Raw genomic sequence first — 13,082 nt, forward strand, 5'->3', positions numbered from 1 at the left:
CCCCTGGGTTGAAGAACCTACTTGACGTCCTCGTCCACCCAATCCATGGACTTGGTGACCGCCTTCTTCCAGAGCCGCATCTGGCGTTCCTGCTCGGCCTTGTCCATCTGCGGTTCCCAGCGCTTGTCCTCGGACCAGTTGGCCGAGCACTCGCCCAGGTCCTTCCAGAAACCGACGGCCAGGCCTGCCGCGTAGGCAGCACCCAGTGCGGTGGTCTCAATGACCTTCGGACGGATGACCGGCACGCCCAGGATGTCCGCCTGGAACTGCATCAGGGCGTCATTGGCCACCATGCCGCCGTCGACCTTCAGCTCGCTCAGCGGCACGCCGGAGTCCGCGTTGACCGCATCCAGCACCTCGCGGGTCTGGAATGCGGTGGCTTCCAGCGCTGCCCGGGCGATGTGGTTCTTGTTGACGAACCGGGTCAGGCCCACAATCGCGCCGCGGGCATCCGAACGCCAGTACGGGGCGAACAGGCCGGAGAACGCCGGAACGATGTAAACACCGCCGTTGTCCTTGACTGATGCAGCGAGGGTTTCCACCTCAGGGGCGCTGCCGATCATGCCCAGGTTGTCCCGCAGCCACTGGACCAGCGAACCGGTCACCGCGATGGATCCTTCCAGCGCGTAGTGGGGTTTGGCATCGCCCAGCTTGTAGCCCACCGTGGTCAGCAAGCCGTTCTTCGAGTGGACGATTTCCTCGCCGGTGTTGAAGATCAGGAAGCATCCTGTGCCGTAGGTGTTCTTAGCCTCGCCCGCATCAAAGGCTGCCTGGCCGAAGGTCGCTGCCTGCTGGTCGCCCAGGATCCCGGCAACCGGTGTTTCGCGGAGCAGCTGCGAACTGTGGACGCTGCCGTAAACCTCGGACGAGGACTTGATCTCCGGCATCATGCTGCGCGGCACGCCAAAAATGCCCAGGATCCCGTCGTCCCACTGCAGCGTCTCCAGATCCATGAACAGGGTGCGGGAGGCGTTGGTGACATCGGTGACGTGGACACCGCCGTCGACGCCGCCCGTCAGGTTCCACAGCACCCAGGCGTCCGTGTTGCCGAACACCAGGTCGCCGGCCTCTGCCTTTTCCCGGGCGCCGTCAACGTTGTCCAGGATCCACTTGATCTTCGTGCCGGAGAAGTAGGTGGCCAGCGGAAGGCCCACCTTCTGTTTGAAGCGGTCCGCTCCGCCATCCTTGGCCAGTTCATCGACGATGTCCTGGGTCCGGGTGTCCTGCCACACGATGGCGTTGTAGACCGGCTTTCCCGTGGTCTTGTCCCACACCACCGCGGTTTCGCGCTGGTTGGTGATGCCGACGGCGGCAATATCGTGCCGCGTCAGGTTTGCCTTCGAGAGGGCCGAACCGATCACCTCGCGGGTGTTGTTCCAAATCTCCGAGGCGTCATGCTCCACCCAGCCTGCCTGCGGGAAGATCTGCTCGTGCTCCATCTGGCCGGAGGAGACAATGGCGCCGCTGTGGTCAAAGATGATGGCGCGGGTGCTGGTGGTGCCCTGGTCGATGGCGATTACGTACTGGTTCATAATGACGTCCTTGTCTTGTTGATCGAGCTGTTTGCCGGGGGCTTAGGAGGCGGCGGTGATGATGATCGGAACGATCCTTGCCACAATGCCGGCGAGGGCGCCGCCGACGAGCGGGCCAACCACCGGAATCCAGGCATAGCTCCAGTCACTGGAGCCCTTGCCTTTGATGGGAAGCAGTGCGTGGGCAATGCGGGGTCCGAGGTCACGGGCCGGGTTGATGGCGTAGCCGGTGGGGCCGCCGAGGGAAACACCGATGCCGACAACGAGCAGCGCCACAGCCAGGGGGCCAAGCCCCGAGGGGGTACCGCCGAGAGTCAGGATCACGAAGACCAGGACGAACGTGCCGATGATCTCGGTGATCAGGTTCCATGGGGTGGAACGGATGGCAGGGCCGGTGGAAAACGTACCCAGCTTGCCTGCGGGCTCTGGCTCGTCATCAAAATGCTGCTTGTAAGCCAGCCAGCAAACCACTGCACCGAGGAAGGCCCCCACCATCTCGCCACCAAAGTAGGTCAGCGTGGTGCCGAAATCAACAGCGACTCCCGGGGCGTACTCGGCCTTGCCGTTGAGCAGCAGGCCCAAGGTCACGGCCGGATTCAGGTGGGCACCGGACTTGGCGGCGACGAAGACACCACAGAAGACAGCGATACCCCACCCCCATGTGACCATCAGGAATCCGCCGTTGTTGCCTTTTGTCCCCCGCAAAGCCACGTTGGCAACGACGCCGCAACCCAACAGGGTCAGCATGCCCGTGCCAAAGACTTCGGAGAGGAAGACTATTCCTAGAGACATCTTTGACTCCTTCTTTGTTTAGTTGTCGGTCTTTCGCTGGTGAAGGACCGTTGGGCCGGGACGCTGGCGCGCCCCGGCCGGCCGCCCGGCCTCAGGAGACCAGGCTGTGCGTTTCCACGCGGTGGAATCTCTGCAGCACGTCCTGTGCGTGCTTGATCTCAGCGGCGCGGGCTGCAGCGTCCCACTTCAGCGGCACTGACAACACCTCCGCCACTTCGTTGAGGAGTTCCCCGGTGACCAGCCCCCGGAAGGCCAGGGACGTACGGCGGATGAGGACATCCACCAGGTGCCCCACCTGTTCGTTGGCCGCCATGAACTCCAGCTCCCGTACGCTGAGCTCGCGGGTGGACCGCAGCGGCTGGTCAGGGGCAGCGTCGAGGTATGCGATCACGTCGTCCGCCCGGGTACCGTACCGGGTCAGCAGCCCTGCTGTGCGGTCCGCGTCGCGGCCGGCACCCATGTGCGCCTTGATCCATTTCTGCACGCCTGCCTCGTCGGCCGGGAAGCCTGCGCCGCCGCCGATGGGGAGCTGCGCCGTCGACACCTTGCGCTGAACCCCGAGCTCGGAGAGGACGTCATTGGTCAGGTGCTCGGCGAGGGCCCGGAACGTGGTCCACTTGCCGCCCACCAGGCTCAGTACGACGGCGCCGGTTCCGTCTGTGCCCGTGGCGCGCCGTTCAATGCGGTAGTCGCGGGAGACGAAGCCGGGCTGGGTTGCGTCGTGGCTCGGCAGGGGGCGCACTCCCGAGAATGTGTAGACGATGTCTTCGGGGGTCACGTCGATGGACGGGAAGACGTGGCCGATCAGGTCGAAGAAGTACTGGATCTCCTCATCGGTGCAGACGGCGTCTTCCGCCATGTCCGCGTCGACGTCCGTGGTGCCCACCAGCACCCGGTCGCCCATGGGGTAGATGAGGACAATCCGGCCGTCGGTGTGTTCGAAGAAGATTTCCCGGCCGCGGCAGGCGGCGAGCAGGCCCGGGTGGTCCAGCACGATGTGCGAACCCTTGGTGCCGCCCATGAAGGCAGAGGCTGCACCCATGGCCTCATTGGTCAGGTCCACCCACGCGCCTGTGGTGTTCACGATGATGTCCGCGGTGAAGTCGAATTCCTCTCCGCTGAGTTCGTCGCGCAGGCGGACGGTGCTGCCCCGGCCGGTCCCTGGGTTGGGCTCCGGGGACATGGATGTCAACGAGAGGTAGTTGCTGGCCCGGGCGGTGTCACCCTGCGCGGCAGCGCCCTGGGAACGGCCGGCCTTTTCGCCGTCCTGCAGGACGTCAAGGGTCAGCCGCTCCGGGTTGTGCACCGAGGCGTCGAAGTAGGTGGCCGTGTATTTGACGTCGGACCGGAGCGCGGGGAGTTCCTGCAGGGCTGCCTTGTGGGTCCGGAACTGGTGCCGGGGCACGGTGCCGCCATCGCGGGAGAATGAGTCGTAAAGGCTAAGGCCCACTTTGATGAGGAATGCGCCGCGCTCCTTGGGCTTGCCCTGCTGCTTGTGGGTAAGGAAGCGCAGGGGCGCGGAGAGGATCCCGGAGAAGGTGCTGAAGATGGGGATGGTGGTCTGCAGCGGCTTGACATAGTGCGGGGCGATTTTCAGCAGGCGGTTCCGCTCCACCACTGATTCGCGGACCAGGCGGAACTCGCCGTTTTCCAGGTACCGGATGCCGCCGTGGATCATGTGCGACGATGCACCGCTTGCGCCCTGGCAGTAGTCACCGCGTTCCACCAGCGCCACATCGACGCCCTGCAGGGCCAGGTCACGAAACGTTCCCACTCCGTTGATGCCGCCGCCAACCACCAGCACCTTCGCGTGCGGACGGCGCCGGAGGCTGTGGACCGACGCGCGTTCGCCTCCCGGACGGGGCGTGTTAACAGTTGGTTGGACAGTTGAATCCTTGGGTCCCAAAACAACTCCCTTGGGGCTTTGTGTGTTGCGGTCGCCACTGTGCGGCACCGCCGTTCTGCTCTATTGTTTGGAGAAATGGAAAATGGAGTCAAGCACTATGCACAAACGTGCAGAACGGAAGTGAGATGGCACTTTCCCGCGACCAGGATGCCCTCCGAGCTGCACAAATGTATTACCTGCAGGACCTCACCATGGACGCGATCGCACGCGAACTGCGCACGTCACGGTCCACGGTTTCCCGGCTGTTGTCATCGGCGCGGGAGTCCGGCCTGGTGCAGATCCAGATCCGCAACCCCCTGGATACCGGACCGGAACTGGAGGGCATGATCCGGCGCCGGTACAACCTGGACGTCCATGTGGTCCCCATCCTCGGGACGCTCAATGAAGCCGAGACCCTGGACCGGGTGGCCATGCAGGCCGCCCGCACCATCGGACCCCTGGTGGACTCGAACGCGATCATCGGCGTGGCCTGGGGATCCACGCTCAGCGCGGTGAGCAGGCACCTCACCAGGAAGATCACCCACGACAGCGTGATCGTCCAGCTCAACGGCGCCGGAAACATGCACACCACCGGCATCACCTACGCAAGCGACATTATGCGCCGGTTTGGCAGCGCCTATGGAGCACGGGTGGAACAGTTCCCCGTCCCGGCCTTCTTCGACCACGCTGCCACCAAGACGGCCATGTGGAACGAGCGCAGCGTGCAGCGCGTCCTGGAACTGCAGGCGAAGATGAGCATCGCCATCTTCGGTGTCGGTTCCGTCCACGCCGACTACCCAAGCCACGTCTACGCCGGCGGCTATCTCGACGAGGAAGACCTCAACGCCCTTGCCAACTCCGACGTCGTCGGAGACGTTGCCACCGTGTTCTTCCGGGATGACGGGTCTTCTGACGGGATCGTCCTCAACGAACGCTCCACCGGCCCGTCACTGGCCCAGCTCCGGCAGGTACGCCGCAGGATCTGCGTGGTATCCGGGGTCTCCAAGATCAACGGCCTGCGCGGAGCACTGGCGGCCAGGCTTGCGACCGACCTGATCCTGGACGAAGCCACCGCACGCCGCCTCGTCGATTACGAGGGCCTGACCAGCTGAAGTAGGTAGAGTCGTTGCCATGAGAACCTCACCCCGGCTCAGCCTGAACAACGGCGTGCTGATCGACCAGCTCGGCTTTGGGCTGTACAAGGTGCCGGCAGCCGAAGCCGAAGGCCTGGTCGCCACTGCGCTCGCCGCCGGCTACCGGCACTTCGACACCGCCGCCATGTACGGGAACGAGACCGGCGTGGCGCGCGGTATCAGTTCCCAGCTGGACGCGGGGTCCGGCAGTGGCGGCTCAGGCGAACTGTTCCCGCCCTTGTCCCGTGAAGATGTGTTCGTCACCACGAAGGTGTGGAACGACCACCATGGCTTCGACGCCACCCTGCGCGCCTTTGACGATTCCATGGTCAACCTGGGCCTGGACTATGTGGACATGTACCTCATCCACTGGCCATGCCCCCGCCGCGGGCTCTTCACCGAGACCTACCGCGCCCTGGAAACCTTGTACCGGGAGGGAAGGGTTCGTGCCATCGGCGTCAGCAACTTCCAACCGGCCCATCTTGACCGCCTGCTCGCAGGCGCCGAGGTGGTTCCCGCTGTCAACCAGATCGAACTCCATCCCTGGCTGCAACAGGAGGAACTGCGCAGCAAGCACGCGGACCTGGGCATCCGCACCGAAGCCTGGAGCCCGCTGGGCCGCGGCCAGGTGCTGGCAGACCCGGTCATCCAGGCCTGTGCCGCCGAGCACGGCCGGACGCCCGCGCAAGTGATCCTCCGCTGGCACATGCAACTGGGCAACATCGCCATTCCCAAGGCGAGTTCGGAGGCGCGCATCCGGGAGAACCTCGATGTCTTCAACTTCGAACTCTCAGCGCGCGACATGGCGGCGATCAACGCTCTGGACCGCGGGCAGCGGACCGGGTCCCACCCGGACAACGTCAACTAGGGCAGGCCATGGATACCGTGAACCCGGGGCCCTCCCCTATGCCCGCCTACGTCAGCGCCGGCCTTTCAGGCCGTACCCTGGCCTCCGCCGTCACCCTCGACGGCGGCACCGTGGCTTTCTGGACCTATGAGCCGTTGGAGGTCACCCCGGATACCCGCACCATCCTGGTGGTCCATGGATTCCGCGGCGACCACCACGGGCTCCTGCGCGTGGCGGACCAGCTTCCGGACATGCGCATCATCATGCCGGATCTGCCCGGCTTCGGCAGCTCGGACGCTTTTACCCACGGCCCGCACTCCGTGGAACGCTACGGGCGGTTCATCTCCGACTTCATGGCGGCGCTGGGCCTGGGGAGGGACACGGTACTGCTGGGGCACTCGTTCGGATCCATCGTGGCGGCCCACTTCGTGGCCAGCAACCCGGACGCAGTTCGTCCCCTCATCCTCATCAACCCCATTGCAGCGCCGGCGCTGGAGGGGCCCAAGGGGGTAATGACCCGGCTTGCGGTGCTGTACTACAAGCTTGCTGCGCGCCTTCCGCGCAGGCCCGGACTGGCCTTGCTGCGCAATCCCGTGATTGTCAGGGTTATGAGTGAGACCATGGCCAAGACCCGCGATCCCGGCCTGAGGGCCTATATCCACGGCCAGCACCATGCCTACTTCAGTTCCTTCGCCGACAGGGACAGCCTCCTGGAATCCTTTACCGCCTCCGTCAGCCACCACGTGGCCGAGGTAGCCGGCCTGCTGCAGCTGCCCGTGCTGCTGGTCGCCGGCGAGAAGGATGAAATCGCCACCCTCCCCAGCCAGCACCGGCTCCTGGGCATGCTTCCGGACGGTGAGCTGAAGGTGATTCCCGGCGTCGGGCACCTGATCCACTACGAAACACCTGAACCGGCCGCCCGCTACATCCGCAGCTTCCTTAAGGACCATCCCGCGTGAAGATCGTCATCGATGCACGTTTCACCCGTACCGACCACCACGATGGCATCAGCCGCTACGGGGCAAGCCTGATCGCCGCAACGGCAAAGATCGCGGACGTCTCGATGCTGGTGTCCGACGAGCGGCAGCTGGCGCTGCTCCCTGACGTGCCCTACACGCTCATCAGCAGCCCGCTTTCGCCCCTGGAACTGTTCGTTGCCCGGAAGGTCAACGCCCTTGGCGCGGATGTGGTTGTCTGCCCCATGCAGACCATGGGCACCTGGGGACGGAAGTACGGACTGATCCTGACCCTGCATGACTTGATCTACTACGAACACCCCACTCCCCCTGGTTTCCTGCCGGCCCCCGTCCGCCTCCTGTGGCGGCTGTACCACAAGGCGTTCTGGCCACAGCGCCTGCTCCTGGACCGGGCCGATATTGTTGCCACCATCAGCCGGACCACCGAGGCGCTGATGGCTAAGTACCGGCTGACACGCCGGCCCGTGCGCATCATTGCCAATGCCCCGCAGCCGGCCCAGGAACCGCGCGAGCCCGCCGCCGGGGCGGACAAGACAATCATCTACATGGGTTCGTTCATGCCGTACAAGAACGTGGAAACCATGGTGGCCGGTATGGCCGGACTCCCGGGCTACACGCTGCACCTGCTCAGCCGGATCACCCCGCAGCGGCGGGCAGAGCTGGAGCGTATTGTCCCCCAAGGCGCCTCCGTGGTGTTCCACAACGGCGTGACGGATGCTGAGTATGACCGGCTCCTGCGCCGGGCCACGGCACTGGTGAGCCTGTCCCGGGCCGAGGGGTATGGTCTTCCGCTCGTGGAGGCGATGGCGGTTGGTACGCCCGTCATCGCCAGCGACATTCCCATCTTCAGGGAGGTGGGGTCGGATGCCGCGATTTACGTGGATCCAGAGTCACCCGCACAGTTCGCTGACGCGGTGGGCCAGCTGCGGGACGACGGGCACTGGCAGGACCTGTCCCGCCGCTCCCTGGCCCGCGCGGCCGGGTTCAGTTGGGACGAATCGGCGCGCCAGCTGGTGGACGCGGCCCACGAGGTAGTTGCAAAGAGGCGACGGGCCTGACGTACGTCCTCCCGCAGGACGGACCTAGAGCACGTCGACGCCGTCCAGCCGCAGCTGCACGGGGTCCATGGTCCGTTTAGCGGCCACGGCGGCGCGGGTGACCCGGAGGACGCGGACGACGGCGGCGGCGTGGCCGTACGGGAAGAACAGCAGGGTCCGGACGTCCTCGGCCGAGCGCCTGCCGGTGGGCGGCGCGGTGAGCAGCAGCGGCGCCGGGCCCGCCGTTCGCACGGCGATGCCCGCGCCGGCCAGGTCCGCTTCCACCGCACCCGTGTAGTGTTCAACGGCGGCGCGCGGCCCCGTCACGGAGGCGATGCGTACCGCCGGTGGAAGCTGGAGTTCCATTCGCAGCGACAGCTCGCGCCGGGCATAGCCGGCCGGGTCCCACCGCAGCAGCGCCCCGGTGGCGGCGGTGTCCGTGGCAGTGACCACCACCAGGCCTTCCGCTGCCCCGGGCCGGACCAGGGCGGCTGCGTTGAACCAGCGGCGCAGGGTGTCTTCGCCTGCGCGGAGGCTTTCCCGGCGCAGCAGCGAATCTCCATCCAGCAGCAGGGCGGCCGCATAACCCCCGTCTGCGACGGGTTCGGCCCCAACTGTTGCCACCACCAGCGCCTTGCCCGCGCCCACTGTGGCCTTCACTTGGTCGCCCGATGACGTGACGACCGTGGTACCCGGAAAAGCGCGGCCCAGCTCTTCAGCGGTGCGCAGGACTCCCGTGGCCCCTTTACGGAGCCGCCGCCCGCCGCAGTGGGAGCACTTCCATTCCGGAGCCGGTGAGGAACACCAGCGGCACTGGGGCAAGGCGGCTGTTCCGGCCAGGGCCAGGGGCCCCTGGCAGTGCCCACACCGGGCGGGTTCACGGCAGGTTTCGCACACGAGGGAGGGCGCGTAGCCGGCCCTGGCCACCTGGACCAGGACGGGGCCACGATCCAGCCCCTTCTTTGCCGCCTGCCAGGCGGCATGGGGCAGCCGCGCGACAGTGGCCAGGGGATCACGTTCCTGCTCGAAGCTGTCCGCCGTGTTGACCACGCGCGGAACGGTCCTGCGGACCGTGGAACGCTCGGCTTCAACGGGGACGGCCCACCCGGCCTCAACCAGCCGCTGGACTTCGGTGCTGCGGGCGTGCCCCGCCAGGAGGCAGGCTGTGCCCTCCTGTTCTGCCCGCAGGAGGAGGACCTCCCGGGCGTGCGCGTAGGGTGCGCGCTGCTCGATGTGGAGGTCGTCGCCGTCGTCCCAGCAGGCAACCAGGCCCAAGTCCTGCACCGGCGCAAAAGCGGCGGACCTGGTGCCAATGGCGATCCTTGCCCGGCCCGCAAGGAGTCGCAGGAAGTTCCGGTACCGCGGCGTGGGGCCGTCGTCCGCCGTGAGCCTGGCCACGGCCTCCTCCGGCAGCAGTTCCATCAGCGCCTGCTCCAGCCGGTCCAGGTCGCGGTAGTCGGGCACTACCAGCAGCGCGCCCCTGCCTGAGGCGTAAGCAGCGGCGGCAGCCTGGGCCAGGAGGGCCGGCCACCCGGCGGCCCCATAGCCCTGGAGCGGATTGATGACCGCACGCGGGGATCCCCCGGCAGCCAGGTGCCTCAGGAAAGCAGCTCCGGTGCGGTACGCGGTCCACGCTGAAACGCCGGGGACAGCCGGGATGCCCAGGGCGCCTTCGGCTTCAGGAGCCTGCGGTCCTGCCGTGCCATCCAGGCCTGCAGTCCCACCCGGATCTGCAGGGTCCAGTGATGCGGGGTAGTCCTTTTCGAGCCGTGCGACGCGGGGCGGTATGGCCAGGCGGAGGACGTCGCTGACCGTGCCGGCGTACCGCGCCGCCACGGCCCCGGCAAGGTCCTGGGCTGCGGGCGTGAGGACCGGAACCGGGGACACGACCTTCGACAAGGGCACCAGGATGTGTCCGGCATCGGATTCCGCCAGGCGCTCCAAAAGGAAGCCGTTCAGATCCTGGCCATTGAACTTGACCTTGACCCTGACTCCCGGCTGGGCGTCGTGGTCCAGCGCAACCGGGACCGCGTAGTCGAAGGGGCGGTCCAGGTGCGGCAGCGACGATTCCACGAGGATCCGCGCCACGGGAAACGGCTTGGCCAGGTCGACGCCGACAGGCAGTGCGCGGGCCGGAAACCCCTGCAACAGGGATGGCTGGACGGAACTGTCAGCAACCACCGTGGCTCCCTCCGTTCAGCTGCCGGGTTGGACATGAACAGCCAAGCATAGGCCACTGACAGTGCACTTCCTGTCCGGGCCCGCTGCTTCCGGGTCCGGACCGGAATTCACCTATGCGTTGAAGAACGCCTTCAAATCATCTACCCGGTCAAGTCGTTCCCACGTGAACTCGGGCTCATCGCGGCCGAAGTGCCCGTGGGCGGCAGTCTTGGCGTAGATCGGGCGCTTCAGGTCGAGGGCGTCGATGATGGCGCGGGGACGGAGGTCGAAGATTTCCGCAATGGCGTCGCTGATCCGGGCGGGATCCACAGTCTCGGTACCAAAGGTCTCAACATAGGTTCCTACGGGGCGGGCCTGGCCGATGGCATATGCGATCTGGATCTCTGCGCGCTTGGCCAGCCCCGCGGCCACCACGTTCTTGGCAACCCACCGCATGGCGTAGGCGGCAGAGCGGTCCACCTTGGATGGATCCTTGCCGGAGAAGGCACCGCCGCCATGGCGCGCCATGCCGCCGTAGGTATCGACGATGATCTTGCGGCCGGTGAGGCCTGCGTCGCCCACCGGGCCGCCGATGACGAATTCGCCGGCCGGATTGAGGATGTTCGCGGCACGGGAAATGTCCAGGTTGGCCGCGGCCAGGACGGGTTCAATGACGATGGCGGCAAGGTCCGCGCGCAACTGCTGCAGGCTTGCACCCTCGGCGTGCTGGCTCGAAATCACCACGGTTTCGATCGAAACGGGAACATCCTTGTCGTACCCCACCGTGACCTGGGTCTTGCCGTCCGGCCGAAGGTAGGCCAGCTGGCCTGTCTTGCGGACATCGGTGAGGCGCTCGGAGAGCCGGTGGGCCAGCCAGATGGGCGTGGGCATGTAGGAAGGGGTCTCGTCGCTGGCGTAGCCGAACATCAGGCCTTGGTCGCCTGCGCCCTGGAGGTCGTAGTCGTCCTCCTGGCGGCCCTCGCGGGCTTCCAGCGAGTTGAACACACCGCCGGCGATGTCGTTGGACTGCTGGCCAATGGAAACAGACACGCCGCAGCGGGCACCGTCAAAACCGTTCGCTGAGGAGTCGTAGCCGATGCCAAGAATGGTTTCGCGGACGATCTGCGGGATCTCGACGTACGCGTCGGTGGTAACTTCGCCCGCAACGTGCACCAGCCCAGTGGTCGCCATTGTCTCCACGGCCACGCGTGACTCGGGGTCCGCGGCCAGCAGGGCGTCCAGGATGGCGTCGCTGATCTGGTCGCAGATCTTGTCCGGATGGCCTTCGGTGACCGACTCGGACGTGAAGAGCCGGAGCGCGGAGGGCGTGGCCCCATGGGTCTGGGGAAGGTGCAGCGGTAAAGTCACTCAACTACCTTACTGGTTGGAAGGCGCCGGCCCCGCGGGAGATGTCCTCCCGAGAAGCAAACGTGGTGCGGAACACTCAGGTACTCAGGTACGGGGTGAAACCCTGGTCAGTTCAAAGCCGATGCGGGCAATGATGGCTTCCGAAACCTCAGTCTTGGTTCCGGCCGCTTCCTGTGGTTCGTCGCCGGCGCGCGAAAGGATGACCACCGAGTTGGAGTCCTGCCCGAAGACTTTGTCCGCGCCCACATGGTTGACCACCAGCAGGTCGCAGCCTTTTCGCTGCAGTTTCGCTTCGGCGTATGCGAGGACGTCGCCCTGGCTGTCACCGGTTTCCGCCGCGAAGCCGACGATGAGCTGGCCGGTCCCGGAAGGTCCGGCTTTGCGTTGCTCCACGAGTTCCTGCAGGATGTCCGGGTTGCGGACCAGGGTAATGACGGGGTCTGCGGTGTCGTCGCGTTTCTTGATCTTGGTGTCGGAGACATCGGCGGGGCGGAAGTCTGCCACGGCGGCGGACATGATGATGACGTCGGACCCGGCAGCGGCATCCAGCGCAGCCGCCCGGAGCTGCAGTGCAGTCTCCACGCGGACCACCTCCACCCCGGCGGGCGGCTGGACCTCCATGTGTGCCGCCAGCAGCCGGACGGTGGCACCGGCGTTCCGGGCGGCGACGGCCAGCGCGACGCCCTGCTTGCCGGAGGACCGGTTGCCGAGGAAACGGACGGGGTCCAGCGGCTCACGGGTGCCCCCTGCACTGATGGTTACGGTGCGGCCGGCAAGGGGCAACTGGAAATCGGACTGTCCCTGGACCAGTGCCATGGCGGCGTCAAAGATCGCCTGCGGTTCCGGAAGCCTTCCCGGTCCGGAATCAGCGCCGGTCAGCCTGCCGGAGGCGGGTTCGAGGACTGCGGCGCCCCGGCCGCGGAGCGTTTCAACGTTGGCGCGGGTGGCGGCGTGCTGCCACATTTCCGTGTGCATCGCGGGCGCGAACAGCACTGGGCCGTGCGCCATCAGCAGCGTGTTGGTCAGCAGGTCACCGGCCTGGCCGGTGGCGGCTTTGGCCAGGAGGTCAGCGGTTGCGGGTGCAACAACCACCAGGTCAGCTTCGTGGCCAAGCCGGACGTGGTTCACCAGGTGGACGTCGTCAAAGACGCTGTTGCTGACGGGGTTTCCGGACAGCGCCTCCCAGGTGGCGGTGCCGATGAAGCGGGTGGACGCCTCCGTGGGGATCACCGTGACGTCATGTCCGGCTTCAGTAAAAAGCCGGAGGAGCGATGCCACCTTGTAGGCGGCAATCCCTCCCCCGACTCCGAGGACTATGCGCACGTGATCTCCGTCAGCAAGTCAGTTGGCG

At 66.2% G+C, this 13,082-nt stretch carries 10 protein-coding genes; 4 read left to right on the top strand and 6 right to left on the bottom strand.

Going from position 1 to position 13,082, the window contains the following annotated elements; genetic code table 11:
• Positions 1–17: 17 nt before the first annotated feature.
• The 3 genes from glpK to PV772_RS02730 all read right to left on the bottom strand — a co-directional run bounded on the left by glpK (position 18) and on the right by PV772_RS02730 (position 4,230).
• The gene (glpK, locus tag PV772_RS02720; protein ID WP_141160369.1) at positions 18–1,532 is read right to left on the bottom strand and encodes a glycerol kinase GlpK; all 1,515 of its coding nucleotides are present in this window, start codon (positions 1,530–1,532) and stop codon (positions 18–20) included.
• A 42-nt stretch (positions 1,533–1,574) separates the two neighbouring features.
• Complete coding sequence (locus PV772_RS02725) at positions 1,575–2,324, bottom strand: MIP/aquaporin family protein (RefSeq protein ID WP_141160368.1); 750 nt, start codon at positions 2,322–2,324, stop codon at positions 1,575–1,577.
• A 91-nt stretch (positions 2,325–2,415) separates the two neighbouring features.
• The gene (locus PV772_RS02730; RefSeq protein ID WP_347885276.1) at positions 2,416–4,230 is read right to left on the bottom strand and encodes a glycerol-3-phosphate dehydrogenase/oxidase; all 1,815 of its coding nucleotides are present in this window, start codon (positions 4,228–4,230) and stop codon (positions 2,416–2,418) included.
• Positions 4,231–4,355: 125 nt separating this feature from the next.
• On the opposite strand from PV772_RS02730, the gene PV772_RS02735 reads away from it, so the two are divergent.
• From PV772_RS02735 to PV772_RS02750, 4 genes are read left to right on the top strand one after another with little or no spacing between them, the layout of a single operon-like run.
• Positions 4,356–5,321 carry a sugar-binding domain-containing protein gene (locus tag PV772_RS02735; protein ID WP_141160366.1) on the top strand — a complete coding sequence of 322 codons (966 nt, stop codon included), beginning with the start codon at positions 4,356–4,358 and terminating at the stop codon, positions 5,319–5,321.
• Positions 5,322–5,340: 19 nt separating this feature from the next.
• Positions 5,341–6,210: an aldo/keto reductase gene (locus tag PV772_RS02740; RefSeq protein WP_141181639.1), complete on the top strand. Its 870-nt coding sequence runs from the start codon at positions 5,341–5,343 to the stop codon at positions 6,208–6,210.
• A gap of 8 nt (positions 6,211–6,218) precedes the next feature.
• The gene (locus PV772_RS02745; protein ID WP_347885277.1) at positions 6,219–7,148 is read left to right on the top strand and encodes an alpha/beta hydrolase; all 930 of its coding nucleotides are present in this window, start codon (positions 6,219–6,221) and stop codon (positions 7,146–7,148) included.
• Positions 7,145–8,224, top strand: a complete 1,080-nt coding sequence (locus PV772_RS02750) for a glycosyltransferase family 1 protein (protein ID WP_307356445.1) — start codon at positions 7,145–7,147, stop codon at positions 8,222–8,224. The genes PV772_RS02745 and PV772_RS02750 overlap by 4 nt, the downstream gene beginning before the upstream one ends.
• A 24-nt stretch (positions 8,225–8,248) precedes the next feature.
• On the opposite strand, the gene PV772_RS02755 is transcribed toward PV772_RS02750, so the two are convergent.
• The 3 genes from PV772_RS02755 to coaBC form a co-directional block, all read right to left on the bottom strand.
• Positions 8,249–10,384: a primosomal protein N' gene (locus tag PV772_RS02755; protein ID WP_347885278.1), complete on the bottom strand. Its 2,136-nt coding sequence runs from the start codon at positions 10,382–10,384 to the stop codon at positions 8,249–8,251.
• 111 nt (positions 10,385–10,495) lie between these two features.
• The gene (metK, locus tag PV772_RS02760; protein ID WP_141160360.1) at positions 10,496–11,731 is read right to left on the bottom strand and encodes a methionine adenosyltransferase; all 1,236 of its coding nucleotides are present in this window, start codon (positions 11,729–11,731) and stop codon (positions 10,496–10,498) included.
• 84 nt (positions 11,732–11,815) lie between these two features.
• Positions 11,816–13,054 (bottom strand): bifunctional phosphopantothenoylcysteine decarboxylase/phosphopantothenate--cysteine ligase CoaBC, encoded by a 1,239-nt coding sequence (coaBC, locus tag PV772_RS02765; protein ID WP_141181643.1) that lies wholly within the window; start codon positions 13,052–13,054, stop codon positions 11,816–11,818.
• Between the last annotated feature and the right edge of the window lie 28 nt (positions 13,055–13,082).

Origin of the sequence: Pseudarthrobacter sp. CC12 (assembly GCF_039907755.1) — a bacterium.
GTDB classification, from domain to species: domain Bacteria; phylum Actinomycetota; class Actinomycetes; order Actinomycetales; family Micrococcaceae; genus Arthrobacter; species Arthrobacter niigatensis.

Excerpts from the sequence above, each read along its gene's own strand:
- glpK (WP_141160369.1), bottom strand. The coding sequence starts at position 1,532 with ATGAACCAGTACGTAATCGCCATCGACCAGGGCACCACCAGCACCCGC.
- PV772_RS02725 (WP_141160368.1), bottom strand. The coding sequence starts at position 2,324 with ATGTCTCTAGGAATAGTCTTCCTCTCCGAAGTCTTTGGCACGGGCATG.
- PV772_RS02735 (WP_141160366.1), top strand. The coding sequence starts at position 4,356 with ATGGCACTTTCCCGCGACCAGGATGCCCTCCGAGCTGCACAAATGTAT.
- PV772_RS02740 (WP_141181639.1), top strand. The coding sequence starts at position 5,341 with ATGAGAACCTCACCCCGGCTCAGCCTGAACAACGGCGTGCTGATCGAC.
- PV772_RS02745 (WP_347885277.1), top strand. The coding sequence starts at position 6,219 with ATGGATACCGTGAACCCGGGGCCCTCCCCTATGCCCGCCTACGTCAGC.